At 71.2% G+C, this 24,078-nt stretch carries 26 protein-coding genes; 9 read left to right on the top strand and 17 right to left on the bottom strand.

All coding sequences use genetic code 11. The annotated features are described in order from the left end of the window. On the top strand, positions 1-849 hold the full coding sequence (locus tag AB0K14_RS16595) for a putative sulfate exporter family transporter (RefSeq protein ID WP_360447017.1): 849 nt from the start codon (positions 1-3) through the stop codon (positions 847-849). Here AB0K14_RS16595 and AB0K14_RS16600 read toward each other — a convergent pair. From AB0K14_RS16600 to AB0K14_RS16610, 3 genes are read right to left on the bottom strand one after another with little or no spacing between them, the layout of a single operon-like run. Next, positions 825-1,571, bottom strand: a complete 747-nt coding sequence (locus AB0K14_RS16600; protein ID WP_360447015.1) for a succinate dehydrogenase/fumarate reductase iron-sulfur subunit — start codon at positions 1,569-1,571, stop codon at positions 825-827. The two genes, AB0K14_RS16595 and AB0K14_RS16600, sit on opposite strands and share 25 nt — an antisense overlap. Continuing rightward, entirely contained in the window at positions 1,568-3,481 is a 1,914-nt protein-coding gene (locus AB0K14_RS16605; RefSeq protein WP_360447013.1) for a fumarate reductase/succinate dehydrogenase flavoprotein subunit, read from the bottom strand. The genes AB0K14_RS16600 and AB0K14_RS16605 overlap by 4 nt, the downstream gene beginning before the upstream one ends. A 1-nt stretch (position 3,482) precedes the next feature. Beyond that, positions 3,483-4,112 (bottom strand): succinate dehydrogenase cytochrome b subunit, encoded by a 630-nt coding sequence (locus AB0K14_RS16610; RefSeq protein WP_360447011.1) that lies wholly within the window; start codon positions 4,110-4,112, stop codon positions 3,483-3,485. A gap of 72 nt (positions 4,113-4,184) precedes the next feature. Between AB0K14_RS16610 and AB0K14_RS16615 the strand changes: the two genes are divergently transcribed. Both AB0K14_RS16615 and AB0K14_RS16620 read left to right on the top strand, forming a co-directional pair. Then, positions 4,185-5,090: a LysR family transcriptional regulator gene (locus AB0K14_RS16615; RefSeq protein WP_360447009.1), complete on the top strand. Its 906-nt coding sequence runs from the start codon at positions 4,185-4,187 to the stop codon at positions 5,088-5,090. Between the two features lie 11 nt (positions 5,091-5,101). After that, a complete protein-coding gene (locus tag AB0K14_RS16620; protein ID WP_360447007.1) occupies positions 5,102-5,605 on the top strand; it encodes an N-acetyltransferase in 504 nt (167 codons plus the stop codon). Between the two features lie 331 nt (positions 5,606-5,936). On the opposite strand, the gene AB0K14_RS16625 is transcribed toward AB0K14_RS16620, so the two are convergent. After that, positions 5,937-6,977, bottom strand: a complete 1,041-nt coding sequence (locus AB0K14_RS16625) for a methionine synthase (protein ID WP_360447005.1) — start codon at positions 6,975-6,977, stop codon at positions 5,937-5,939. 200 nt (positions 6,978-7,177) lie between these two features. Here AB0K14_RS16625 and AB0K14_RS16630 point away from each other — a divergent pair, with 200 nt between their 5' ends. After that, a complete protein-coding gene (locus tag AB0K14_RS16630) occupies positions 7,178-8,530 on the top strand; it encodes a cellulose binding domain-containing protein (RefSeq protein ID WP_360447003.1) in 1,353 nt (450 codons plus the stop codon). Positions 8,531-8,758: 228 nt separating this feature from the next. Here the strand turns inward: AB0K14_RS16630 and AB0K14_RS16635 are convergent, their stop codons facing one another. Then, positions 8,759-9,613 (bottom strand): hypothetical protein, encoded by an 855-nt coding sequence (locus tag AB0K14_RS16635; RefSeq protein ID WP_360447001.1) that lies wholly within the window; start codon positions 9,611-9,613, stop codon positions 8,759-8,761. 440 nt (positions 9,614-10,053) lie between these two features. Continuing rightward, entirely contained in the window at positions 10,054-10,590 is a 537-nt protein-coding gene (locus AB0K14_RS16640; protein WP_360446999.1) for a cadmium resistance transporter, read from the bottom strand. A 22-nt stretch (positions 10,591-10,612) separates the two neighbouring features. Between AB0K14_RS16640 and paaI the strand changes: the two genes are divergently transcribed. Next, positions 10,613-11,026, top strand: a complete 414-nt coding sequence (gene paaI, locus AB0K14_RS16645) for a hydroxyphenylacetyl-CoA thioesterase PaaI (RefSeq protein ID WP_360446997.1) — start codon at positions 10,613-10,615, stop codon at positions 11,024-11,026. Here paaI and AB0K14_RS16650 read toward each other — a convergent pair. Both AB0K14_RS16650 and AB0K14_RS16655 read right to left on the bottom strand, forming a co-directional pair. Beyond that, the gene (locus AB0K14_RS16650; protein WP_360446995.1) at positions 10,989-11,366 is read right to left on the bottom strand and encodes a hypothetical protein; all 378 of its coding nucleotides are present in this window, start codon (positions 11,364-11,366) and stop codon (positions 10,989-10,991) included. The genes paaI and AB0K14_RS16650 overlap by 38 nt on opposite strands. 63 nt (positions 11,367-11,429) lie before the next feature. Beyond that, the gene (locus tag AB0K14_RS16655; RefSeq protein ID WP_360446993.1) at positions 11,430-12,605 is read right to left on the bottom strand and encodes a hypothetical protein; all 1,176 of its coding nucleotides are present in this window, start codon (positions 12,603-12,605) and stop codon (positions 11,430-11,432) included. 41 nt (positions 12,606-12,646) lie between these two features. Between AB0K14_RS16655 and AB0K14_RS16660 the strand changes: the two genes are divergently transcribed. Further along, positions 12,647-13,153 (top strand): DUF6584 family protein, encoded by a 507-nt coding sequence (locus tag AB0K14_RS16660; RefSeq protein ID WP_360446991.1) that lies wholly within the window; start codon positions 12,647-12,649, stop codon positions 13,151-13,153. A 15-nt stretch (positions 13,154-13,168) separates the two neighbouring features. After that, the gene (locus AB0K14_RS16665) at positions 13,169-14,041 is read left to right on the top strand and encodes a serine/threonine dehydratase (RefSeq protein WP_360446989.1); all 873 of its coding nucleotides are present in this window, start codon (positions 13,169-13,171) and stop codon (positions 14,039-14,041) included. 93 nt (positions 14,042-14,134) lie between these two features. Here the strand turns inward: AB0K14_RS16665 and AB0K14_RS16670 are convergent, their stop codons facing one another. From AB0K14_RS16670 to AB0K14_RS16705, 8 genes are all read right to left on the bottom strand, one after another. Then, entirely contained in the window at positions 14,135-14,557 is a 423-nt protein-coding gene (locus tag AB0K14_RS16670) for a hypothetical protein (RefSeq protein WP_360446987.1), read from the bottom strand. A gap of 45 nt (positions 14,558-14,602) precedes the next feature. Continuing rightward, positions 14,603-15,688 (bottom strand): tRNA 2-thiouridine(34) synthase MnmA, encoded by a 1,086-nt coding sequence (mnmA, locus tag AB0K14_RS16675; RefSeq protein WP_360446985.1) that lies wholly within the window; start codon positions 15,686-15,688, stop codon positions 14,603-14,605. A 5-nt stretch (positions 15,689-15,693) separates the two neighbouring features. Continuing rightward, complete coding sequence (locus AB0K14_RS16680; protein ID WP_360446983.1) at positions 15,694-16,881, bottom strand: cysteine desulfurase family protein; 1,188 nt, start codon at positions 16,879-16,881, stop codon at positions 15,694-15,696. Next, positions 16,881-18,251 (bottom strand): MFS transporter, encoded by a 1,371-nt coding sequence (locus tag AB0K14_RS16685; protein WP_360446981.1) that lies wholly within the window; start codon positions 18,249-18,251, stop codon positions 16,881-16,883. Before AB0K14_RS16685 ends, AB0K14_RS16680 begins: the two co-directional genes overlap by 1 nt. 95 nt (positions 18,252-18,346) lie before the next feature. Continuing rightward, positions 18,347-19,210, bottom strand: coding sequence for a lysophospholipid acyltransferase family protein (locus AB0K14_RS16690; protein ID WP_360446979.1), 864 nt, complete (start codon positions 19,208-19,210; stop codon positions 18,347-18,349). Next, the gene (locus tag AB0K14_RS16695) at positions 19,207-19,977 is read right to left on the bottom strand and encodes a GNAT family N-acyltransferase (RefSeq protein WP_360446977.1); all 771 of its coding nucleotides are present in this window, start codon (positions 19,975-19,977) and stop codon (positions 19,207-19,209) included. Before AB0K14_RS16695 ends, AB0K14_RS16690 begins: the two co-directional genes overlap by 4 nt. A gap of 158 nt (positions 19,978-20,135) precedes the next feature. Then, a complete protein-coding gene (locus AB0K14_RS16700) occupies positions 20,136-21,095 on the bottom strand; it encodes an electron transfer flavoprotein subunit alpha/FixB family protein (RefSeq protein ID WP_360446975.1) in 960 nt (319 codons plus the stop codon). Positions 21,096-21,109: 14 nt separating this feature from the next. After that, complete coding sequence (locus AB0K14_RS16705) at positions 21,110-21,892, bottom strand: electron transfer flavoprotein subunit beta/FixA family protein (RefSeq protein ID WP_360446974.1); 783 nt, start codon at positions 21,890-21,892, stop codon at positions 21,110-21,112. 294 nt (positions 21,893-22,186) lie between these two features. On the opposite strand from AB0K14_RS16705, the gene AB0K14_RS16710 reads away from it, so the two are divergent. Continuing rightward, positions 22,187-23,029, top strand: coding sequence for a DegV family protein (locus AB0K14_RS16710; protein ID WP_360446972.1), 843 nt, complete (start codon positions 22,187-22,189; stop codon positions 23,027-23,029). Positions 23,030-23,078: 49 nt separating this feature from the next. Next, a complete protein-coding gene (locus tag AB0K14_RS16715; RefSeq protein ID WP_360446970.1) occupies positions 23,079-23,222 on the top strand; it encodes a hypothetical protein in 144 nt (47 codons plus the stop codon). Positions 23,223-23,255: 33 nt separating this feature from the next. Here AB0K14_RS16715 and AB0K14_RS16720 read toward each other — a convergent pair whose 3' ends face one another. Next, a complete protein-coding gene (locus tag AB0K14_RS16720; protein WP_360446968.1) occupies positions 23,256-23,942 on the bottom strand; it encodes a hypothetical protein in 687 nt (228 codons plus the stop codon). Between the last annotated feature and the right edge of the window lie 136 nt (positions 23,943-24,078).

Below are 24,078 nucleotides of genomic sequence, written 5' to 3' on the forward strand. Positions count from 1 at the left end.
ATGACCCCAGACCTCATGGCCGGCTACCGGAAGCGTGCGCGGGGACGGAGGGTGGGCGGTGTGCTGATCGCCGCGTTGGTCCTGGGTGTGCTGGTGGGTGGACGCCTGCCGGACCTGGCCGGGGTCACGCGGGTGCTGCTGCGCACGGGGGTGGTGCTGCTCGGTCTGCAGCTGTCCGTGGTGCAACTCGTCGCTTTGGGACCGGGCGTCCTGGTGGCGATCGTGGTCACCGTCTCGGTCACGTTCTTCGGCACGGTCCTGCTCGGCCGCTGGCTGCGCCTGCCCCGCGGCTTGTGCGTTCTTGTGGCCAGCGGCTTCTCCATCTGCGGTGCGTCGGCCATCGCCGCCGTCGAGGGTCGGGTGGACCGCGAGGACGAGCACGTGGCCACGAGCGTCGCCCTCGTCACGCTCTGCGGCACGCTGGCGATGGTCGTGCTGCCGCTGCTGGACGCTTCACCGCAGTGGATCGGGTTGAGCGTGCACGAGGTCGCGCAGGTGGCCGCGGCCGCGCCGGCCGGTGGCTTGGCGACGGCCATGGCGGTGAAGCTCGGCCGGGTGGCGTTGCTGGCGCCGATCGTGGCCGGTGTGGGCGGGCGGGGCGCGCCGCCGGTACCCGGTTTCCTGCTCGGTTTCCTGGCGTTGATGCTGGTCAGCCCGTTGGTGCCGACCGGTGTGCTCGCTGTGGCCAAGATCGGGACGACGGTCGTGCTGGCCGCCGCGCTGTTCGGTCTGGGCACGTCGGTGCGGCTGCGGAGCCTCCTGCGGACCAGCCCCAGGGTGCTCCTCCTGGGGCTGCTCTCCACGCTCCTGGTGTGCGGGACGGGTTACCTGTCGCTGCGGGTGGTGTGAGCGCGCAGCAGGTCGGCGTTCAGGCGGGCGATGGTGGTCAGCGGGATGCCCTTGGGGCACGCCGGCGTGCACTCGCCGGTGTTCGTGCAGCCGCCGAAACCGGAGGCGTCGTGCTCGGCCACCATGTCCCGCGCCCGCGAGTACCGCTCCGGCTGACCCTGCGGCAGCACGCCCAGGTGCGTGGCCTTCGCGGCGGTGAACAGCATGGCGGACCCGTTGGGGCACGCGGCCACGCACGCGCCGCAGCCGATGCACGCCGCCGCCTCGAACGCCGTGTCCGCGTCCGGCTTGGGCACGGGGGTGGCGTGCGCGTCCGGCGCGGACCCGGCGGGGACGCTGATGTACCCGCCCGCCGCCACGATCCGGTCGAACGCGGAGCGGTCCACGACCAGGTCGCGCACCACCGGGAACGGCTCGGCCCGCCACGGCTCCACGGTCACCACGTCACCGTCGCGGAAGTGCCGCAGGTGCAGCTGGCAGGCGGTGGTGGCCCGCTCCGGCCCGTGCGCCATCCCGTTGATCATCATTCCGCACATGCCGCAGATGCCCTCGCGGCAGTCGTGGTCGAACGCCACCGGCTCCTGCCCGGCCGTGATCAACCGCTCGTTGAGCACGTCCAGCGCTTCCAGGAAGGACATGTCCGGCGACAGGTCGTCCACGGCGTACTCCACCAACCGCCCGGTGGCGCCGCTCTGCCGCCAGATCCGCAGGGTCAGCATCATGAGTAGCTCCGGGTGCTCGGCGTGACGTGGTCGAAGACCAGCTCTTCCTTGTGCAGCACGGGCGGTCGGCCGACGCCCGTGTACTCCCAGGCGGCGACGTAGGAGTAGTTCGCGTCGTCCCGCAACGCCTCACCGTCGGGTGTCTGGCTCTCCGACCGGAAGTGCCCGCCGCACGACTCCTCGCGGTGCAGGGCGTCCACGCACATCAGCTCGGCCAGCTCGAAGAAGTCCGCGACCCGGCCGGCCTTCTCCAGCTCCTGGTTCAGCCGCTCCCCGGTGCCCGGCACCTTCACCCGCTGCCAGAACTCCTCGCGCAGCTCCGGGATCCGCTCCAGGGCCTTGCGCAACCCGGCCTCGTCGCGCTCCATGCCGCACTCGTCCCACATCAGCCTGCCGAGCTCGCGGTGGAACGACTCGACCGTGCGGTCACCGTCCACGGCCAGCAGCGTCTTCACCCGGCCGCGCACCTCGGACATCGTGTCGGCGACGACCGGGTGGCCGTCGTCCACCGGCTCGAACGGCGCGTCCGCCAGGTAGTCGCCGATCACGCCCGGCAGCACGAAGTAGCCGTCCGCCAGGCCCTGCATCAGCGCCGACGCGCCCAGCCGGTTGGCGCCGTGGTCGGAGAAGTTCGCCTCGCCGATCACGTACAGGCCGGGGATCGTGGAGCGGAGGTCGTAGTCGACCCACAATCCACCCATCGTGTAGTGCACGGCCGGGTAGATGCGCATCGGCGTCCGGTACGGGTCGTCGCCGGTGATGCGCTGGTACATCTCGAACAGGTTCCCGTAGCGCTGTTCGACGGCGAGCGCGCCGAGGCGGTCGACGGCGTCGGCGAAGTCGAGGTAGACGCCGCGCTTCTCGTCGGACATGTTCTTGGCCGCCCGTGACGCGATGTCGCGCGGCACCAGGTTGCCGAAGGCCGGGTACATGCGCTCCAGGAAGTAGTCCCGGTCCGCTTCGGGGATGTCGTTCGGCGCACGCGTGTCGTGCGGGTCCCGCGGCACCCACACCCGGCCGTCGTTGCGCAGCGATTCACTCATCAGGGTGAGCTTCGACTGGTGGTCGCCGCTGATCGGGATGCACGTGGGGTGGATCTGGGTGAAGCACGGGTTCGCGAACAGCGCGCCCCGCCGGTGCGCCCGCCAGATCGCGGTGGTGTTGCAGCCCTTGGCGTTGGTGGACAGGTGGAACACGTTGCCGTAGCCGCCGGTGGCGAGCACGACGGCGTCCGCGAAGTGGGTGGACACCGCGCCGCTGACGAGGTCGCGCACGACGATCCCGCGGGCCCGGTCGTCCACCACGACCAGGTCGAGCATCTCGGTGCGCGGGTGCATCTCGACGCGTCCGGCGGCGACCTGCCGTTCCAACGCCTGGTAGGCGCCCAGCAGCAGCTGCTGCCCGGTCTGGCCGCGGGCGTAGAACGTGCGGGAGACCTGGGCGCCGCCGAACGACCTGGTGTCCAGCAGGCCGCCGTACTCGCGGGCGAACGGCACGCCCTGCGCCACGCACTGGTCGATGATCTCGACGCTGATCTGCGCCAACCGGTGCACGTTCGACTCGCGAGAGCGGAAGTCGCCGCCCTTGACGGTGTCGTAGAACAGCCGGTGCACGCTGTCGCCGTCGTTGCGGTAGTTCTTGGCCGCGTTGATGCCGCCCTGGGCGGCGATGCTGTGCGCGCGGCGCGGGCTGTCCTGGTAGCAGAACGACTTGACCTGGTAGCCGAGCTCGGCCAACGTCGCCGCGGCCGAACCGCCCGCGAGGCCCGTGCCGACCACGATCACGCTGCGGTTGCGCCGGTTCGCGGGGTTGACCAGCCGGGCGGAGAACCGGCGGCGGTCCCAGCGGTTCTCGATCGGCCCGGAGGGTGCGCGCCGGTCGACGATCGGGGTGCCTTCTAGGTAGGTCATGTCAGCTCACCAATCCGGTGAAGACGGCGAAGGGGACGGAGAGGAATCCGGCGCAGATCACCGCGGCAACACCGAGGCCGATCACGCGCGAGGTGGTGACGCCCAGCGTCTGGGTGGCGCTCCACACGCCGTGGCGGATGTGGAAGCCGAGTGCCAGCACGGCGACCGCGTACGCCAGCACCACGTACCAGTGCCGGAAGTCGGCGACCACGTTGGCGTGGATCTCGCCGGGGACGCCGTTCGGGTTGAGCCACCCGACGGTGAGGTCGAGCAGGTGGTAGACGACGAACAGGGCGATGATCACGCCGCCCCAGCGCATGGTGCGGGCCGCGTAGCTGCCCTGGACGCGCCTGCGGTGCTCGTACCGGCCCTTGGCCCGGCGGGCTCTCGCGGTCAGCTGGTAGGCGGCGGCGAAGTGCAGCACCACGCAGGCGAGCAGGGCCGCCCGCGTCGGCCAGACCGCGCCGATCTCGCGCAGCCAGCGGCCGTAGCCGTTGATCGCGTCCGCGCCGGAGAAGACCGTGAGGTTGCCGAGCATGTGCACGACGACGTACAGCAGCAGCCCGGCGCCGGTGACCGCCATGACGACTTTCTTGCCGACGGTGGTGCGGTAGAGCCCGATCGTGTCCACGTCGATGACGCTAGGAACGGGTGTGACGAGTCGTCCAATACATCGTGAACTGCCTGAAGATAGCCTGGGGCTATGACGCTCCAGCAGCTCGTGTACTTCCTGGCAGTGGCCCGGACGCGGCACTTCACGCGTGCGGCGGCGGAGGTGCGTGTGGCGCAGCCCTCACTGTCCAAGCAGGTGCACGCGTTGGAGAAGGAGCTGGGCGCGGAGCTGTTCAGCCGGGCGCGGGGCAACGTCACGCTGACGCCCGCGGGTGAGGCGCTGCTGCCGGTGGCGGCCCGGATCCTGTCCGATGTGGACACGGCGCGGCTGGAGGTGGCCGAGCTGGTGGGGCTGCGGCGGGGGCGGGTGCGGGTGGGTGCGACGCCGAGCCTGTGCGGCAGCATCTTCGCGGACGTGATCAAGCGGTACCACGACGCGTACCCCGGGATCCAGGTGTCGGTGACCGAGGGCGGGTCGCGTGACCTGGTGCGGGCGTTGGAGGCCGGTGAGCTGGACCTGGCGCTGGTGATCGTGTCGCCGGCCGACGCGGACCGGGCGTTGACCGTGGTGCCGGTGCTGCGGGAGGAGCTGGTGGTGGCGTCGGCCGCGCCGCTGGGTGTGCCCCGGATGACGTTGACGGAGCTGCGCGAGCACCCGTTGGTGATGTTCCGGCCGGGGTACGACCTGCGGGAGACGACGTTGGCGGCGTGTCGGCAGGCGGGGTTCGAGCCGCGGTTCGCGGTGGAGGGCGGGGAGATGGACGCCGTGCTGCGGTTCGTGGAGGTCGGGTTGGGGGTGGCGATCGTGCCGAGCACGGTGCTGGCGGCGCGGTCGTTGCACGGGACGCCGTTGGCTCCGACGACCACCCGCACCGTGGCGTTGGCACACCGGACGGACGTGGCGCCGACGTCGGCCGGGCGTGCGTTCCAGAGCGTGCTGCTGGCGTTCCTGCGCGGGGCGGAAATGCCTTCGGGGGTGCACCTGGTGGGGTCGTAGGGTGTCGGGTCGTGCTGATCCGACGCGAGACCGCCGCCGACGTCCAGGCCATCCACGACGTGACCGAGGCCGCGTTCGCGGCGAGACCCGGTGGCGAGGCGCGCCTGGTGGGCGAGCTGCGGGCCGACGCCGGGTGGATCCCCGCGCTGTCCCTGGTCGCCGAGGTGGGGGGTGCGGTGGTCGGGCACGTCGTGTGCACCCGCGGGCGGGTTGGTGAGTCGCCGGCCCTCGGCCTGGGCCCTCTCAGCGTGCTGCCGTCACGCCAGCGTTCGGGCGTGGGCAAGGCCCTGATGCACACCGTGCTGGGCGCGGCGGACGCCCTCGACGAACCGTTGGTGATCCTCCTGGGCGACCCGGCCTACTACTCCCGCTTCGGCTTCGTGCCGGCGTCGACCTACGGCATCACCCCGCCCGACCCCGACTGGACCCCGTACTTCCAGGCCCGCACCCTCTCCACCTACACCCCTACCCTCACCGGCCCCTTCACCTACGCCACCCCCTTCACCACCCTCTGACCCCAAGCGCCCACCTCGAACCGCGCGAGTCGAACCTTCAGGTCCCGCGTGTCCTACGTTCAGAACGCGCGTGTCCTACGTTCAGGCACCCCGAGTTCAACGCTCAGGACGGCGAGGCTTGTTCTGAGTGTTGAACTCGGGTGTTCTGAACGTAGGACACGCGGGACGCGAACGTAGGACACGCGGGACGCGAACGTAGGACACGCGGGACGCGAACGTAGGACACGCGGGACTTGAGTGTTCGACTCGCGGGACTTGAGTGTTCGACTCGCGAGCGGTCGGGTGAGGGAAGGGTGTGGCGCAAGCGATTGCGCGGTAGGTGACCGTCGGGTCACCAGTCCTCGGGCGGTTCCACGAACGCCTTGCCGGCGTCGCGGACCAGCGCCAGCGCCCGCCGCACCCACTCGTCGCTCGCGCCCGCCATGCCGCACGTCGGCGTCGGCACGGCGTGCGTGCCGAGGATCGAACGCGGGAAACCGAGCCGGTCCACCAGGTCCAACGCTGGCTGGGCCAACGACTTGAGCGCCTGCCTGGCCTGCTGCGGCGTCCGCTGCGCCTGCCGGGTGGTGGGGTCGGTGCTCGGCGCGAGGCCGAGGAACAGCTGGGTCTTCTCCTCCCACGCCTCGCCGATCTCGTCCCACATCGTCTCGTCCAGAACCGTGAGGTCGAACGAGACGGCCCGCGCGCCCGCCTGGCGGATCAACGTGATGGGCGGCCGAGGAGCGCAGCAGTGGACGACCACGTCGGCGTCCACGGCGTCGATCACGGTCTGGAGCAGGGCGCGCGCGTCCGGCTCGGGGACGGCGGCGACCGTGCCGAGCTTGGACGGCGTGGGCAGCAACCCCCTGAGCACGGCGGGCAGCGCCGGTTCGTCCAGCTGCACGACGACCTTCGCGCCGGTGCGCTTGGCGACCTCGGCGACGTGCCGGTTGAGCCCTTCCACCAGGGACTGGGTGAACTCGCGCAGCGCGCCCTTGTCGGTGAGCACGCGGTGGCCGCGCAGCAGTTCGACGCTCGCGGTGAGCGTCCACGGCCCGGCGGCCTGCACCTTGACCACCGGCGGCGGCGCGGGCTCGGCGACCTCCTCGAACGCGTCCAGGTCGCGGCGCATCAGGTCCACCGCCCGCCGGTGGTCGCGACCGGGGTGCGCGGCGGTCCGGTAGCCGGACGGGACCACCTCGACCGGCAGGTCGACCAGGAGCGCGGCGGTGCGGCCGATCATGTCCGCGCCGACACCCCGTGCGGGGAGTTCGGGCAGGTGGGGCAGGTCTGGGAGTTCGCCGAGAACGATCCTGGCGGCCTCCAGCGGGTCGGTTCCGGGTAGCGAGCCGATGCCGGTTGCGGCGCCGGCGGACCAAGGGAGGGCATCCACCCGGACAGTGTCCCACCACCGCCGATCGGCCGTTCGGGACCGAAAAGGTCTAGACCCATTGACGACGTGGTCCAGTCCACCTACGGTCACCTTGTCGGTGCCGACAGTGGTCGAGGGCACCGCCACGACGTGGTGTGGGGGCGTGCCGCGCCCCGCGCTCCCGCACCACTCCCACCCCGTCCCCCTGCACGGGAGTACCGATGTCCCTCAAGCGCAAAGGCCTGGCCGCGCTGGCGGCAGGCGTCACCGCGGTCGTCACCGCCGGTCTGCTGCTGGCCGCCCCCGCGGGCGCCGCGCCGACCCCGACGGCGGTCTTCACCCAGGACTCCGCGTGGAGCTCGGGCTACCAGGGCAAGTTCACCGTCACGGCCGGGTCCGGCGCGGTGTCCGGGTGGAAGGTCGAGCTCGACCTTCCGCCTGGCAGCACGCCCGGTTCGTACTGGGACGCCACGCTCACCAGCAGCGGCGCGCACCACACGTTCACCAACCGTGAGTACAACGGCAGCCTCGCGGCCGGCGCGTCCACATCGTTCGGGTTCCTGGTCAACGGCACCGGTCTGCCCGCCAACTGCAAGCTCAACGGCCAACCTTGCACCGGTGGCACGAGCACGACGACCACCACGAGCACGACCACAACCACCTCGACCTCGACCTCGACCTCGACTCAGCCACCTCTACCGGGCAGCCTGAAGTCCGCGCCGTACGTGGACATCACCATGCCGACGCCATCGCTGGAGTCGGTCGCCCGTGCCACCGGCCAGAAGGTGTTCACGCTCGCCTTCGCGCTGGCGGACAGCAGCGGCTGCAACCCGTCGTGGGGCGGCACGATCCCGTTGCAGGACAGCCGGATCATCAACGACGTGCGTGCGCTCAAGGCGTTGGGCGGTGACGTGATCGTGGCGACCGGCGGCGCCGCCGGGCCGTACCTGGAGTACTCGTGCGCCACCGCCGACGCGTTGCTGGCGGCGTACAAGAAGGTGCTCGACGCCGTCGGCAGCAACCACCTGGACGTGGACGTCGAGGCCGCCATCCCGCACGACATGGTGAACACGGCGTTGAAGCGCCTGCAGACCGAACGCGGCACGTCGATCAGCTACACGATGCGCGTGCAGGGCGACGACTACGGCATGGACCCGTACTCGGTGCAGATCCTGCAGAACGCGGCGGCCAAGGGCCTGACCGTCCTGGTGAACCCCATGACCATGGAGTTCGGCTCCTCGCGCCCGGACTGGGGAGACGCCGTCATCGCCGCGGCCGAGAGCAGCCTGCGGCAGATGAAGCAGATCTGGCCCGCCAAGTCGGACGCGGAGCTGAAGCGGCTGCTCGGCGTCACCCCGATGATCGGCCGCAACTTCAACGGCAAGGTCTTCACCCAGGCTCACGCGCGCAAGCTCGTGGCCTGGGCGAACACGAACCGCATCGGCCTGCTGGGCTTCTGGTCGGTGGGCCGGGACAACGGCGGCTGCCCGGGCGGCGGCATTTCACCGACGTGCAGCAGCATCAGCCAGACCCAGTACGAGTTCACGAACATCTTCAAAGGATTCACAGCCTGACCTGCACAAACGATGACGGTTGATCTTGCCAGGCCGTCGTCAGGCCGTCCGGGGTTCACGCCGGGGCCGGAACACCCGATCGACCGCCGACCGAGCACGCCCGTAGCTCGACGGCAGGAGATGGGTGTACGTCTGCGGCGCGCCCCGACCGGCCTCATCTGGATGAACGACCAATCCCTTGAGCGACACGTTCCGAGCGGCCAGCACCATCCAGACGGTTCCGTGAATTTATTCGTAATACCCCAGCCGCTCGAGGATCGCACCTCCGAATGCCGAGTCAACCTCCTCTGCGTTCAGCAGTCGCGTGGGCTTGCCCTCGCTGAACTCGGCCACACCGCACGCTATGAAAGTCTGCCGAAAAGCTCGCATTTCAGCCAGTTCGGACAGAGAAGGCTGAAAAGCCAAATCTTTGTTCCGCTTCGAGAGTTCCCTGGCGAACGATTCCGAGATCCGCTTCCAGTACGCCCCGTTCAACTTGGCTCGACCCTCGAGCTTCAGCCCCAATCCCACACTGTACAGTCGCGGTTGCGTGAAGTGGTCTACGGCGTAGTACTCGCAGCGACCCGTGAAATTGCAGTCGCGCAGGGCCACCAGCATCGAATCCACCACGTCTGGGCCATAAAAGCCGATTGAGCGATCAGGCAGCTCCATGGTGAAGACATATCCGAGCTGATCGTCAGTCAACGGCGTGGACACGCTCAACCGATATCGGAGGACTCGACGTAGGTGCTTGAGGTCTCCGTACAGGTGGTGACGATAGTGCTGATAGTTGAACGGAAGAGGATCACCCTTCCTCCGGAGCAAGATCAAAGATTTGTCCTGCCGTCCGACACCGTGACAGAATCCGAGCTCGTAGGCCACATTGCTCGAATCACCAGTGGTGTCGAACACGACGCAGTCGGCGGTTCGAAGAAGCATGAGCACTTCGTCGACCACTGCTCCCGAGGACTGGACTTCATCGCCGCGAATGACTCGGTAGCCGCTCTCGCGAAGAACCTCGCTGATCACCGTGTAGGCGGGATCGTTCCATGGATCTTTCGCGAATTTCATCGCAACGAAGGCGACTTTCCCCTGGTCGGGCATTCAGATCCTCGGGATCACTAGTCGAATGTCTTCCGGCGGGGACTATACCGACGACGACGCGAGCAGTGTCCGACCGGGCTTGTCGCCTAGGTCGGACGACCGACATCGACGGTGTCCGGGGATCACTCCTGCCCATTACATTCATCACAAACAAATGGAGTGCGTACAGGCACGGCGCATGCTCATCAGGTCGACATCACCATCTGGGCGGCGCACGTCAGCACCGACCTTGCCTGCTGCGGCGCGCGTGGCTTCGGTGACATGCTTCGTCGGCAACGACATCTACGTGCGTTAAGGACATCTCCCTGCGGCCGCCGAACATGGGCGTCGGACGGCCCGACCGACTTACGCCCGGCTGTGGCGAAGAGCGGGAACGTGGCATCCCGCGCTCATCGTCCGCACGACCACCGTGTCACGCGAGTGGATCAGCGACGGACCACTCACCCTCCTACCAGGATCAGCACACCGATGACGATCAGCACGACCGGCAGCACCACGTGACCCCGGCGGCTCAGGGCGCGGGCGATGACGGGGCGGGTCGCGAAGAAGCGGCCCGCCGCGCACCACACTGCCACCAGCAGCAGGAAGACGATCACGTAGTCGGTGAAACCGGTGGTGGCGAAGACGGGGACGTAGACGCCGATGTTGTCGCCGCCGTTGGCGAACGTCACGGCCGCCACGCCGAGCGCCCCGGAAGCCGCGGGTGCGGAGTCCTCTCCGCCGCGCCACGCCCGCCAACCGGCCTTCACGCCCAGTGCCGGCGGCAGGAGGCCGAGCCACGGGAGCACCGACGGGGGCAGCAGGGTGGCATCCAGGGCGGCGGTGACGGCGACGGCCAGGATCCCGGCGAAGCCGAGGTACTGGCCGAGCACGACGCGCCACGCGGGCACGCCCTGCGCGAAGAACAACGCCGGCAGCACGATGTCGTCCACGTTCGTCACCGCGAACAGGCCGATCGCACGGATGATGTCCGGCACCGGCGAACCATAAGGTGCAGGGATGAACGGACCCGCGGAGATGCTCGCCAACGACGCCGCGTCGGCCGCGCTCGGCATCCGGGCGCTCGAACTCGGTGATGGCACCGCCACGCTCGCCATGACCGTCACCCGGCAGATGGTCAACGGGCACGGCATCGGGCACGGCGGGTACGTGTTCCTGCTCGCCGACACGGCCTTCGCCTGCGCGTGCAACCGCCACGGCTCGGTGACCGTGGCGGCGCAGGCGGAGATCGACTTCATCGCCCCCGTGCACGAGGGGGACGAGTTGGTGGCCGAGGCGGCGGAACGGGTGCGGTTCGGGCGCAGCGGGATCTACGACATCACCGTGCGCCGGGGCGACCAGGTGGTGGCCGAGTTCCGCGGCCGCAGCCGGACCCTCAGGCCGAACGGCGCAGACCCAGCACCTGGAGGGTGATGAAACCCAGCACCGCGACCGCCTGGGCGACGATCAGGAGAACACCCAGGCCGGTCACCGGGAACCACCCGGCGAACGCGGTGAGGAAGCTGTCCAGCACCCACACCGAATTGCCGATGATCACGACCGCGACCAACGCGCGAACGGGTCGGGTGCCGAGCACGAAAACACCCATGCCGTAGGCGACGAGGAATGCGCCGAGCCCGATCACGAGACCGCGGGGCAATCCGGTGGGCAGGTCGAACAGGAGGGCCAGTAGGCCCAATCCGCCCGAGGCGACACCGTCGAGCTTGAGGGCGAAGCGGAGGAGACCGTCATTGCGAACCTGGGTTGTCGTCATGGCTCGAAAGCTAGGGCCGGTCGTACTGCCGGCGGTATGCCGAACACTGCCAACGCCTGCCAGTCACAACGCCTCGACCTGCGAGGACAAGTCCTCGGCCACCAACCTCGCCCCCGCGTTCTGCCAGTTGTGCAGCGTCCGCTCCGGCACCTGGTTGACGAACCACGCCAGCGCCCGCCGCGCCGTCGGGTCGAGGTCCTCGCGCTTGGTGCGCCTGCTGTACGGCCGGATGCCCGCCACGTAGTAGAAGTACAGCGCGTTGTAGTGGCGCCATTCGTCGCTGGTGCCGAAATCCCCGTCCTTCGGTTTGAGCCGGCAGATGCTCTCCAACAACAACGACTTCAACTCGGCCGCACGTTCCAGCGGTTGGTCCGACGCGCCGCGCGCGGCCAGTCGGGCGTCGATCACCGGCAATTCCGTCAACGGGCTGGCGACCAACTTGCCCAGGTCGCCGTAATGGCTCAACGCACGCCTGGTCAGCTTCACGAACTCACCCGGGTCGAGCGGAGCACGGCGGGGCAGCGCCTCGGCGGCGTCACGCAGCTCGGCCCGTTCCAGCGCCACGTCCGGCACCGCCACCCTGTCCACCAGCAGCGCCAGCGGGTTGGCCAGCACCTGCACCGCGATCGCGGCGGCCACCGTGCCGTACAGCAGCGGCACCAGCCGGTCGTCGAGGAACAACGCCACCTGCCCGCCGAACACCGCCGCCAGCCCGGCCGACGTGAGCAGCGAGCGCACCATGTCGGCCCGGATCGCCTCGCCCTCGTCGAACGCGTCCGCCACCGCCACGACCACGCCGAACACCAGCAGGTCGATCCCGGCCGAGGCGATCACCAGCGGTTCGGGCAGCACGTCGAGCAGCAGCAGCGCGCAGCTCAACCCGAACAGGATCGTCGCCGCCCCCAGCAACGCCCGCCGCACCCGCAGGCACAGCACGAGCGCCGCGGCCAGCGGGACCAGCACCACCGCGGGCGCGAAGTAGGCCGCCGCCAGCAACGGCAGCGCGCTGAAGCGCCACCACCGGTCGTAGCGCACCGGCAGCCAGCACACCACGACCCCGGTCCACGCCACCGCGGGCACCGCCAACGCCATCGGCGGCAGCGGGAGGACGATCACCAGCGCGTAGGCGAGCAACCCGATCGAGGCTCGCTGGAGCAGGTGCTTGCGGGGATCGCGCATGAGCAGGTACAGGCCCAGCCACCAGGCGAGGCCGAAGGTCACCACCGACACCGCGATCACCCGGAGATCCTACGGTTGCGGCGGCTGGGACTATGTGGGTCATGCCGGTCGAGCTGACGCTCCGCAGGGCCGCCGACGAGGTCGAACGCGGCGATCTGGCCAGTGTGCTGCGCGCGAGGCAGCGCCTGGTGGGCCTGGTCACCAGCTACCCCGACCGGTTGGACCTGCGTGACCGGCTGGCGTCGGTGTACCGGCTGCTCGGCGACGCGGCGCAGGCCGGTCGCTGGAGCTACCTGTCCGAGGTGCGCGACGAGGTCGAGCTGGCGGCCTTCGAACGCGCCTACCGCACGCCCCTGTCCCGGCTGGAGGCGATGAACTGGGTGGGTGCCGAGGCGGGCGCGGCCACCCCGAACGCGCGGGAGCGGCTGGCGGCGTTGCAGGCCGGGGCCAACGCCCAACTGCGGGCGGAGTTGGCGGTGGCCGACGACCGCGACTCGTCGTGGCGCACGAACGTGTTGGTGCTGCTCGGCCTGGTGATCGTGCTGCTGTGCTTCGTGGTGGGCGCGGTCACGCTGGTCGTGTGGGTTTACCGGTGGTTCGCCGGCTGAGTGCATGCTGGGTGCATGACCCCCGACGTCCTCGCCGCCGCCGACCGCATCCGCCCGCACGTCCGCCGCACGCCGCTGTGGCGCACGGAGGTGGACGGCAGGCCGATCGTGCTCAAGCTGGAGCACCTCCAGCTCACCGGCTCGTTCAAGCTGCGCGGCGCGGTGAACACCCTGGTCGCCGCCGGTTCACCGGATCGAGTGGTCACGGCGTCCGGTGGCAACCACGGCCTGGGCGTGGCGAAGGCCGCTCAGCTGCTCGGGCTGCACGCGACGGTGTACGTGCCGGTGAGCGCGCCGGAGGCCAAGGTGCGGCGGATCGAGGCGGCGGGCGCCAAGCTGATCCGCCACGGCGACACGTACGCGGAGGCGGTGCTGGCGGCCCTGGAGACGCCCGGCTTCTACGTGCAGGCCTACGACGACCTGACCGTCATCGCAGGTCAGGGCACGGTGGCGGCCGAGGTGGTCGAGGACGCGCCGGACGTGGACGCGATCGCGGTCGCGGTGGGCGGCGGCGGGCTGGCGGCGGGCACGGCCCTGGCCTCGGGTCGGCTCACGGTCGCGGTGGAGCCGGAGCGGTGCTGCGCCCTGCACCACGCGCTGGCCGCCGGCGAGCCCGTCGACGCCGAAGTGGACTCGGTCGCCGCGTCGGCGCTGGGCGCCACCCGGGTGGGCGCGGTCCCGTTCGGGATCCTGCGGACGCACCCGGTGACGTCGGTGCTGGTGTCGGACGCCGACGTCCTGGCCGCGCGCGACCGGCTGTGGGAGGAGTTCCGGCTGGCCGTGGAGCCCGCGGCGGCCGTGCCGTTCGCCGCGTGGCTGGACGGGCGGGTGCCGGGTGAACTGGCCTGCGTGGTGCTGTGCGGCGCGAACGCGGATTGGACCCCCTGACGGGGTTCCCGTTCGTCATCCCGCCCGTAGCCTCCGCACGGGCGGGATGACGTCGTCGGTGTCGGTGCTCGCCCCGGCCACCCCCTCAGGCGGCTACAACGCGTTCGTCCGGGTCGCGCCGCCCCCGTCGGCGGCGCCCGACACGCGGGCCTGCGGGCCTTGCTCCGGCGAGACCCAGACCTGCGAACCCTGCTCCGGCGTGACCCAGACCTGCGGGCCCTGCTCCGGCGAGACCCGCGCCTGCGGTGGCACCTCGACCTCGCGCGCGAGCGCGGGGTCCAGTCGCTCCACCCGTTCGACCATGGCCTCGACCTCGGCGATCAGGTCGGCCCACTCGGGCCGGTGCAGCCGTTCCCGGACCACCCAGCGCAGCGTGCGGACCTCCGCGCGCAGCCGCTCGAACTGCTCCGCGTCGAGACGTTGCGCGGACGGGTGGTCGAGCTTGCTCGAGAGCACCCTCACCCGGATCCCGATGTCCACCAGCGACCTCCGGCGTCGTGCGTTGTCATACGGCACGCACGCAGTGTCGCAGGCGGCACCGACAAAACCACAAGCCGCACCTCAACGAGTCGTGCTGATCGTGGCGCTGGCGAGCACCAGATCGCCCGCCACCGGGTCCTCCCGGTACACCGCGACCGCCTGACCAGGGGCGACACCGCTCAACGGCTCACGGAGGCGGACCAGGAGCTCGCCGTCGACGACTTCGGCCACCGCAGGCGCGAGACCCCCGTGCGCGCGCACCTGCGCCACGCACTCGACCGGACCGTCGAAGGAGATCCTGGTCACAGGGCGCCGCGCGACGATCTCCGTGACGGCCAGCTTCTCCGCCGCGCCGACCCGCACGGTGCCGCTCACGGGCTCCAGGGACAGCACGTACCGGGGTCGCCCGTCCGGCGCGGGCGCGTCGATGCCCAGGCCCTTGCGCTGGCCGACGGTGAACTCGTGCACGCCCACGTGCCGCCCGAGCACGGCGCCGGTCTCGTCGTCCACCAGCACGCCGGGCTGCTCACCCAACCGCCGGGTGAGGAAGCCCCTGGTGTCGCCGTCGGGGATGAAGCAGATGTCGTGGCTGTCGGGCTTGTCCGCGACCTGGAGCCCGCGCTCGGCGGCCTCGACGCGCACCCGGGCCTTGGTCGAGTCGCCCAGCGGGAACATCGCGTGCGCCAGCTGCTCACGGGTCAACGACGCCAGCACGTAGGACTGGTCCTTGCCGTCGTCGGCCGAGCGGCGCAGCTCCAGCACACCGTCCACAGTGGACAGTCGGGCGTAGTGGCCGGTGCACACCGCGTCGAACCCGAGCGCGATCGCCTTGTCCAGCAGCGCCTCGAACTTGATCTTCTCGTTGCACCGCAGGCACGGGTTGGGCGTGCGCCCGGCCGCGTACTCGGCCACGAACTCGTCCACGACCTCCTCGGTGAACCGCTCCGCGAAGTCCCAGACGTAGAACGGGATGCCGAGCACGTCCGCCGCGCGTCGCGCGTCCCGGGCGTCCTCGATGGTGCAGCAGCCGCGCGCGCCCGTGCGCAGCGTGCCTGGCTTGGCCGACAACGCCAGGTGCACGCCGGTCACCTCGTGACCCGCCGCCACCGCCCGCGCCGCAGCCACGGCGGAATCGACCCCGCCGCTCATCGCCGCCAGCACCCGCATGCCCCTCACACCTCCGCCGTCGCCTTGCCCGCAAGCCGCTTCAACCCCGCGATGCCCGCCGTGCGGGCGCGGTCGACCACCGGGCCGATCACCTCGGCCAGTTCGCGCACGTCGGCCGTCGTGGACGTGTGCCCGAGCGAGAACCGCAGCGACCCGCGGGCCAGCACCGGGTCGACGCCCATGGCCAGCAACACGTGGCTGGGCTGCGCCACCCCCGCCGTGCAGGCCGAGCCGGTGGAGCACTCGACGCCCTTGGCGTCCAGCAGCATCAGCAGGCTGTCGCCCTCGCAGCCGGGGAACGTCAGGTGCGCGTTGCCGGGCAGCCGGTGCACCGGGTCGCCGTTCACCGCCACGTCCGGCACCACCCGCCGCACCGTCGCCACCAGCTCGTCGCGCAGCGCGGCCAGCGAGGCGGCGGTCTCCGCCTGGTGGTCCACCGCGTGCCGCACCGCCGCGGCGAGGCCGACGATCGACGGCACGTCCAGCGTGCCGGACCGCACTTCCCGCTCCTGCCCGCCGCCGTGCAGCACGGGCGTCGTCGCCACGTCACGCCCCAGCAGCAGCACGCCCACCCCGTACGGCCCGCCGAGCTTGTGCCCGGTCAGGGTCAGCGCCGAGGCGCCCGAGGCGGTGAAGTCGACCGGCACCGCGCCGACGGCCTGCACCGCGTCGGTGTGGAACGGCACCGCGCGCCCGGCGGCCAGCGCGGCCAGCTCCGCCACCGGGTTGATCGTGCCGACCTCGTTGTTCGCCCACATCGCGGTGACCAGGGCCACGTCGTCGTCCAGCACGTCGCGCAGCGCCTCGGGCCGGATGCGGCCCAGCCCGTCCGGTTCCAGCCAGGTGACCTCGGCGCCCTCGTGCTCGGCCAGCCACTGCACGGCGTCCAGCACGGCGTGGTGCTCCACCGAGGACGCCACCACGCGCCGGCGCCGGGACGTGCGGCGGGACCAGTAGACGCCCTTGACCGCGAGGTTGTCGCTCTCGGTGCCGCCGCTGGTGAAGATGACCTCGGAAGGTCGCGCGCCGAGGGCGTCCGCGATGTCCTCCCTGGCCTCCTCGACCGCCCGCCGCGCCCGCCGTCCCGAGGTGTGCAACGACGAGGCGTTGCCCGTGGTGGACAACGCCCTGGTCATCGCCTCGATCGCCTCGGGGAGCATGGGGGTCGTGGCGGCGTGGTCGAAGTAGGCCATCAGCTTTCCAGGGTAGCCCGGCCCAGCCGTCCGGCGAGCACCGCACCGAGCACCGCGACGCCCGCCATCAGCAGGTCGAACGGCACCACCGCGGCCGTCGGCGCGGCGGCCGAGGCGAACGTGGTGACGAGCACACCGCCGAGACCGACCAGCAGCGCCGAGCCGAGCATGTCGCTGATCTGCAGCGCGGAGGAGTTGAACCCGCGGTCGACCTCGGACGACGCGCCCAGCGTGAGCACGCTCAGGCTCGACATGGCCAACCCCATCCCCGCTCCGGCGACCGCCCACAGGATCGGTGTGGCCCACGCCGGGCCCCACGACGGTGCGATCAGTGTCACTCCGGAGATACCCGCGGCATTGAGCACGAATCCCCAACGCACCAGCTTCTCGCGCGGGATGTCCGGTTTGCGCGACTGCCACCAGGCGGCGCTGGACCAGCCCAGCGCGCTCAGCGTGAGCGGGATGCCGGCGGCGATGGCCGAGTAGCCGTGCACGGCGGTCAGCGTCAGCGGGATGAACGCCTCGGCCGCGAAGAACGAGCCGGCCAGCAGCGCGCGGGCCAGGATCGTCACCGGCAGGCCACGCCGGGCGGTGAGCGTGCCCTTGGGCAGCAGCACGCGCAACGCGGGCGCCAGCGCCAGGAGCCCGGCCAGCCCGATCAGCAGGTGGACGCCGGTGGGGTGCTGGGCGGCCCAGCTCAGCGCCGCGACACCGAAGCCGGCGCCGAGTGCCGCCAGCGGCAGCCCGCGCCGGGTGTTTTGGTCGGGCGTGTGCGGCGGCAGGTTGCGCAGTACGGGCACCAGCAGCAGCACGCCCACCAGCACGAACGGCGCCAACCCCAGGAACACCCACCGCCAGCTCAGCGTCTCGGTCAGCCACCCGGCCAGCGCCGGTCCGACCAGCGACGGCACCACCCACGCCGACGCGAGCAGCCCGAACACCGCGGGCCGGTCGCGTTCGGGGTAGACCAGGCCGATCAGGACGTAGACCGCGACCACCTGCGCGCCGCCGCCGATGCCCTGGAGCACCCGGCCGAGGAGCAGCAGCGGCATGTCCTGGGCCAGTCCGGCGACGATCAGGCCGACCAGGAACAGCGCCGGTCCGATCAGCAGCGACGGCCGCGGCCCGCGCAGGTCGCTCAGCCGTCCGGACAGCACGGTGGCCACCACGCTCGCGGCGAGGAAGGCCAGGAACGGCCACGCGTACAGCTCGTTGCCGTCGAGCTCGGCGACCATGCGCGGCATCGCCGTGCTGACACCCATGTTCTCGAACGCGAGCAGCGTGACGAGCAGGATGATCCCGACCGTCGGGCCCCGCCGTTCAGGTGTCCACAGGTTGCTCTTGGCGGGGGTTTCGGCTGTCGTCGTCACAGGTCAATGGTTCAACCTCCACCGTGGTGGAGGTCAAGGCAATATGACGCGGCCGGCCACCGGTGCTCGTGGTACGCCGGTCCCGGGGTCCGCGGTCACGCCACCCGGGCGGTCGGCGCCGGGGCGTGCACCCGTTGCGCGGGCACCTCCACGGACCCGTGCACGACCCGTTCGGCCTCCTGTTGGGCGAGGGCCGCCAGCTCACGGCGCGTCGACGCACGGCCGGGCGCGATCTCGTCCAGCACGTGCACCTCCACCACCAGCCGGCGGGAGCGCAGGACCCGCCGCATCGAGTCGACCAGCGTGTCGGACCCCACGAACGCGGGCCGGGTGGACGTCGAGGAGTCCTGCGAGTACCGCAGCACCACGGGCCGGACGGGCACGCCCGCGTCCAACGCGGCCTGGAACAGCGCCGGCCGGTAGCGCCCGGAGGCCACCCCGCACCACGTCGTCCCCTCCGCGTGGATGCCGACCGCCGCGCCGTCGCGCAGCGCCGTCGCCAGCTCGGCGACCGTGGCCGGCAGCAGCGACAGCCGCTCCCGGTCCAGGTACACCGTGCGGGCCGCGGTGATCAGCCTGCCGAGCACCGGCCAGTCCCGGATGTCCCGCTTGGCGACCATCCGGATGGGCTGCACCGCGTCGATCGCCAGCTCGTCCAACCAGGACACGTGGTTGGACACCACGAGCACGCCGCGCCCCGGGTTGTCCTGGAACACCGGCCCGATCACCCGCAGCCGCACGCCGAAAGCCCCCAGCAGGGCCCGGAACCACCGCCGCAGCAGCACCGAACGAGCCCGCCCGCGCACGCACAGCACGCCGAGGACCACCAGCAACCCGGACAGCATCACCGCCGACGCCGCCACCACCCGCCACACCACCCGGACCACGCCGACGGACGCCGTCGAGTGGTCCACGCACCCGTCGCCGCACGGCGACACGGGCATCCACGCGTGCTTCACGCCGCCTCCCCCAGGAAGAACTTCAGGTACCGCTGGTCCACCCGGTCCATGCCGAGCAGCACGGGCAGGTCCGCCACGCCGAAGTCGGCGTCCAGCGCGGGCCGCCCGCACACCCACGCGCCCAGCCGCAGGTAGCCCTTCAGCAGCGGCGGCAGCACGGTCTTGCCCGGCCGCCCGACCGAATCGACGTCCCACGGCGTCCACGGCGTGACGCGGTACTCCTCGGGCGCGTGGTGCTTGGCCTGGACGACGTCCCAGACGCCCGCCGCGAACGACCCGCCGTCGTGCAGCGGCACCGAAGCGCACCCGATCAGCCACGAGTGCCCGGACAGCAGCATGTACCGGGCGATCCCGGCCCACACCAACGACACCACGGCACCGTTGCGGTGGTCGGGGTGCACGCACGACCGCCCGGTCTCCACCAGCGACGGCCGCAGGGCGTCCAGGGCGGACAGGTCGAACTCGCCGTCGGAGTACAGGCCACCGGCCTCGGCGGCGCGTTCCGGCGGCAGCATCCGGTAGGTGCCGACGATGTCGCCCGTGCGGTCGTCGCGCACCACCAGGTGGTCGCAGTACCGGTCGAAGCGGTCGACGTCGTGCCCCGGCACGGGTGTGTGCAGCACGGCGCCCATCTCGGCGGCGAACACCTGGTACCGCAGCCGCTGCGCGGCCACGACCTCGTCGCTGTCACGCGCGACCAACAGGGAGTAGCGCGGCGCGTCGGAAGCGGCGTCACCGGTGCTGACAAGCAGTTGCGGCTGCGTCATGGCTCTGGTCTACCGACCGGTTGGCGACCGGGAGCAGGTCGTTCCGATGACGCCTCAGTGGCAGGTCGGTTAAGCGCCGGTGAGGCCACCGGCAGCACGAGGGCCGCTCCGCGCGTCGCGGAGCGGCCCTCGGCCGGACTTTCGAACGAACCCGCAGGTCAGCCCTTGCGCTTGCCGACCTCGTCGGTCAGCTGCGGTGCGACCGCGAACAGGTCGCCGACCACACCGAAGTCGGCGATCTCGAAGATCGGCGCCTCCGGGTCCTTGTTGACCGCGACGATGGTCTTGGACGTCTGCATGCCCGCCCGGTGCTGGATCGCGCCCGAGATGCCCAGCGCGATGTACAGCTGCGGCGAGACCGTCTTGCCGGTCTGGCCGACCTGGAACTGGTGCGGGTAGTAGCCGGAGTCCACCGCGGCCCGGGACGCGCCCACGGCCGCGCCGAGGCTGTCGGCCAGCTTCTCCACGACCTCGAAGCTCTCCGCGCTGCCCACGCCACGACCACCGGACACGACGACCGACGCCTCGGTCAGCTCGGGGCGGTCGCCGCCGACGATCGGCTCGCGACCGGTCACCCTGGTGACCAGCGCCGGGTTCGCGGCGGGCAGCTCCACGGCCTGCTCGACCGCGTCGGCGGGCGACTCGGAGGCCTCCACGCCGCCGGGCCGCACCGCGATGACCGGCACGCCCTTGGTGACCTTGGACTTCACCACGTACGCGCCACCGAAGATCGACTGCGTGGCGACGCCCTCGCCGTCGAGGTCCACGGCGTCGTAGAGCAGGCCGGAGTCCAGCCGCACGGCCAGCCGGCCCGCGACCTCCTTGCCCTCCAACGTCGCCGACACCAGCACGGCGGCGGGCGAGGCGGTGCCCGCGATCGTGGCGAGCGCGTCCACCTTCGGCGTGACCAGGTGGTTGGCGGCGTCCTCGGACTCCACCGCGTACACCTTCACCGCGCCGTAGCGGCCCAGCGACTCCCTCACCTTGCCCGCGGTCCCGGGCGATCCGACCACCACCGCGGCCGGCTCGCCGAGACGGCGCGCGGCGGATAGAAGCTCATAGGTGACCTTCTTGACCTCGCCGTCGACGTGGTCGACGAGGACGAGTACCTCAGACATGCTTCTCCTCGCCTTCAGATGAGCTTCTGGTCGACCAGGTACGCGGCGATCTTCGAACCACCGTCACCCGAGTCCTCGACGCGCTGACCCGCGCCGCGCGGCGGCTTCGGGGCCGACTCCAGCACCTGCGACCAGGCGGCGCCGAGGCCCACCTCGCCCGCGTCCAGCCCCAGGTCGGCGACCGTGAGCGTGCTGACCGGCTTCTTCTTGGCCGCCATGATGCCCTTGAACGACGGGTAGCGCGGCTCGTTGATCTTCTCGTTCACGCTGACCACGGCGGGCAGGCTCGCCTCCAGGTGCGCGACGCCCTCGTCGGTCTCCCGCTCGGCCTTGACCGTGCCGCCCTCGACGGAGAGCTTGCGCACCTGGGTCACCTGCGGCAGGCCCAGCAGCTCGGCCAGCATCGCGGGCACCGCGCCCGCGCGGCCGTCGGTGGCCTCGTTGCCCGCGATGACGAGGTCGAAGCCCTCGATGGTGCCGATGGCCTTGGCCAGCACCTTGGCGGTGGTGAGCGCGTCGGAACCGTGCAGCGCCTCGTCGGAGACGTGCACGGCCTTGTCCGCACCCATGGAGAGCGCCTTGCGGATCGCGTCGGTCGCGCGGTCGGGACCCATCGCGACGACGGTCACCTCGCCGCCGTGCGCCTCCTGGAGCAGCAGCGCCTCTTCCACGGCGCGCTCGTTGATCTCGTCGAGCACGGCGTCCGCGGACTCGCGGTCGAGGGTGTGGTCGGCGTCGGCGAGCTTGCGCTCGGACCAGGTGTCGGGCACCTGCTTGACCAGGACGACAATGTTCATGGGTCCTCTTCGACCTCCTGCGGACGGGCGGCGACGTGGGTTGGCGACGGTAGTTGCCTGCGGTCGCCGGATTGTTCGTGACCCTGCCATGTCATCGCCGCATTGGCATGGTGGTGTCGGCCACCCGCATGTTACCCACCGGTAGCAGAGGTGCAAACCGCAGCAAGCACCCGCGGCGGGTGATGATGCTCACTGGGACGAGCAGGCCATTCGGACAATGTCGGGCGTTGCGCCGGCGGCGTCACAGACCTTCCCCTACTCGGCCCTTCCCCCTACTCGGCTAGGTTCGATCGCATGCCCCGGCGAGTAGCGATTGTCACGGACTCCACCGCGTGCCTGCCGCCGCAGTTGACCGAAAAGCTCGGCGTGACCGTCGCGCAGATCCAGGTGCGCATCGGGGACTGGGTGGACGACGAGGTCCGCGTGCCCGTGCCGAAGCTCGTGGACGCCCTGCGCGGGCAGCTCGACGTCAGCACCGCGCCGCCCGACCCCGGCGCGTTCTTCTGGGCCTACGCCGACGCGGTGACCTCGGGCGCGGACGCGATCGTGTCGCTGCACGTGTCGACCGACCTGTCGCAGACCGTGGAGGCGGCCCGGCGGGCCGCCGCGCAGGTCCAGGTGCCCGTGCACGTGGTCGACACGCGGACGTGCGGCATGAGCCTGGGGTACGCGGTCGTGGCCGCCGCCACCGCGGCCGCCGCCGGTGGTGACGTGAACCACGTGCTGTCCGCCGCGCAGCACATCGTCCGCGGCAGCTCCGAGCTGATCTACGTGGACACGTTGGAGTACCTCCAGCGGGGTGGGCGGATCGGCAAGGCAACCGCCCTGCTCGGCTCGGCGCTGTCGATGAAGCCGCTGCTGACCGTGGAGGACGGGCGGATCACGCCGCTGGACAAGGTGCTCGGCGCGGAACGGGCGTTGCGCAGGCTGATCGACATCGCGGTCAAGCGCGCGGGCGGCGACGCGGTGGACATCGCGGTCGAGCACTTCGACGCGGCCGATCGCGCGAGGGCCGTGCTCGACCAGCTGCGCGCGAAGCTGCCCGACGTGCGGCGGTTCCTGGTGACCCAGGTCAGCTCCGCGATCGGCGCGCACGTCGGTCCGGGCGCGGTGGGCGTGACCGTTTCGCCGGTTTAGGAACTTCGTGCGGTGTTTGAGCGTTGACCGGTTGGGGAAGGAGGTGGACATGGCAAATCTGTTCAGCAAGCTCGCCGCGTTCGCCCGCAGTCCGCAGGGCCGTCGGGTCGCCGAGCAGGTCAAGCACGCGGCTCGCGATCCACGCAACAAGGCCAAGGCCCAACAACTGCTGCGCAAGTTCCGCAAGCGCTAGCACGGCTGACGTTCGAGCGGCCCGCTACCGTCCCTACCGGTCGGACTCCCGGCGGGCCGCTCCGAATGCCTGCCGACCCGGGACGGGTTCGGATTGCGCCGAGACCTGGATGACCACGGTTTCGGCAATGGACTCCGCGCCGGCCCCGGCCGGATCAACGGGTTCCACGGTCCCGGCCGGTTCGGCGATCTCCGACACGGCCGCGGGTTCGGCGGTCCCGGGCGCGGGTTCGGCGGTTCCGGGCGCTGGTTCGGCGACCCCGCTCGCGGTTTCGGCGACCTCCACCGGGCCGGCGACCTCCACCGGGCCTGCGGGTTCCACGGCATCGGTCGATCCGGTCGGTTCGGCCGTTCCGGTCGGCTCGGCTCCCGGCCGCGGCACGTCCTCGGCCCGAACCACGTGCATGCGGCGCACCTCGTCGAGCCGAACGGGTTTCGCCGCCACGGGCGGCGGATCCGCGACCAGGACCAGGTTGGGCCGCGCGGGTTCCCGTGCCGGCAGTTCCGTCGGCACGCCCACCACCGGGTTGCGGTGGATCGGCTTGGTCACGTAGTCCTCGGGCGGGAACTGCGGTTCGAACTCCGGCACCGTCGACGTCGGTGCGGCCGGCCGCGGCGCGGGTTCGGGTGGCTGGTCCCGCCGGAGCATGACGGCCGTCAGCACGCAGCCCGCCGCGAACGACAAGGCGCACAACCCGAACACGACCGCCACCCCGGACATCACCGCATCCTCACCCGACGCGCACGTCGACTCGCGGGCCGGCGGCCACCGGCGCGCCCCACAGGATCGACAACTCCCGCACCGGGCGCCGACCCGGTCCGCCGACCGGCGTGGTCCGCGACCCGGGGACCGCGGT

It is taken from the genome of Actinosynnema sp. NPDC050801 (genome assembly GCF_040673975.1).
Classification (GTDB): Bacteria; Actinomycetota; Actinomycetes; order Mycobacteriales; family Pseudonocardiaceae; genus Actinosynnema.

What these genes read in the sequence shown, in the direction of transcription:
- AB0K14_RS16595 (WP_360447017.1), top strand. Translation starts at nt 1, where the DNA reads ATGACCCCAGACCTCATGGCCGGCTACCGGAAGCGTGCGCGGGGACGG.
- AB0K14_RS16600 (WP_360447015.1), bottom strand. Translation starts at nt 1,571, where the DNA reads ATGATGCTGACCCTGCGGATCTGGCGGCAGAGCGGCGCCACCGGGCGG.
- AB0K14_RS16605 (WP_360447013.1), bottom strand. Translation starts at nt 3,481, where the DNA reads ATGACCTACCTAGAAGGCACCCCGATCGTCGACCGGCGCGCACCCTCC.
- AB0K14_RS16615 (WP_360447009.1), top strand. Translation starts at nt 4,185, where the DNA reads ATGACGCTCCAGCAGCTCGTGTACTTCCTGGCAGTGGCCCGGACGCGG.
- AB0K14_RS16630 (WP_360447003.1), top strand. Translation starts at nt 7,178, where the DNA reads ATGTCCCTCAAGCGCAAAGGCCTGGCCGCGCTGGCGGCAGGCGTCACC.
- AB0K14_RS16635 (WP_360447001.1), bottom strand. Translation starts at nt 9,613, where the DNA reads ATGCCCGACCAGGGGAAAGTCGCCTTCGTTGCGATGAAATTCGCGAAA.
- paaI (WP_360446997.1), top strand. Translation starts at nt 10,613, where the DNA reads ATGAACGGACCCGCGGAGATGCTCGCCAACGACGCCGCGTCGGCCGCG.
- AB0K14_RS16650 (WP_360446995.1), bottom strand. Translation starts at nt 11,366, where the DNA reads ATGACGACAACCCAGGTTCGCAATGACGGTCTCCTCCGCTTCGCCCTC.
- AB0K14_RS16660 (WP_360446991.1), top strand. Translation starts at nt 12,647, where the DNA reads ATGCCGGTCGAGCTGACGCTCCGCAGGGCCGCCGACGAGGTCGAACGC.
- AB0K14_RS16665 (WP_360446989.1), top strand. Translation starts at nt 13,169, where the DNA reads ATGACCCCCGACGTCCTCGCCGCCGCCGACCGCATCCGCCCGCACGTC.
- mnmA (WP_360446985.1), bottom strand. Translation starts at nt 15,688, where the DNA reads ATGCGGGTGCTGGCGGCGATGAGCGGCGGGGTCGATTCCGCCGTGGCT.
- AB0K14_RS16680 (WP_360446983.1), bottom strand. Translation starts at nt 16,881, where the DNA reads ATGGCCTACTTCGACCACGCCGCCACGACCCCCATGCTCCCCGAGGCG.
- AB0K14_RS16695 (WP_360446977.1), bottom strand. Translation starts at nt 19,977, where the DNA reads ATGACGCAGCCGCAACTGCTTGTCAGCACCGGTGACGCCGCTTCCGAC.
- AB0K14_RS16700 (WP_360446975.1), bottom strand. Translation starts at nt 21,095, where the DNA reads ATGTCTGAGGTACTCGTCCTCGTCGACCACGTCGACGGCGAGGTCAAG.
- AB0K14_RS16705 (WP_360446974.1), bottom strand. Translation starts at nt 21,892, where the DNA reads ATGAACATTGTCGTCCTGGTCAAGCAGGTGCCCGACACCTGGTCCGAG.
- AB0K14_RS16710 (WP_360446972.1), top strand. Translation starts at nt 22,187, where the DNA reads ATGCCCCGGCGAGTAGCGATTGTCACGGACTCCACCGCGTGCCTGCCG.
- AB0K14_RS16715 (WP_360446970.1), top strand. Translation starts at nt 23,079, where the DNA reads ATGGCAAATCTGTTCAGCAAGCTCGCCGCGTTCGCCCGCAGTCCGCAG.
- AB0K14_RS16720 (WP_360446968.1), bottom strand. Translation starts at nt 23,942, where the DNA reads ATGTCCGGGGTGGCGGTCGTGTTCGGGTTGTGCGCCTTGTCGTTCGCG.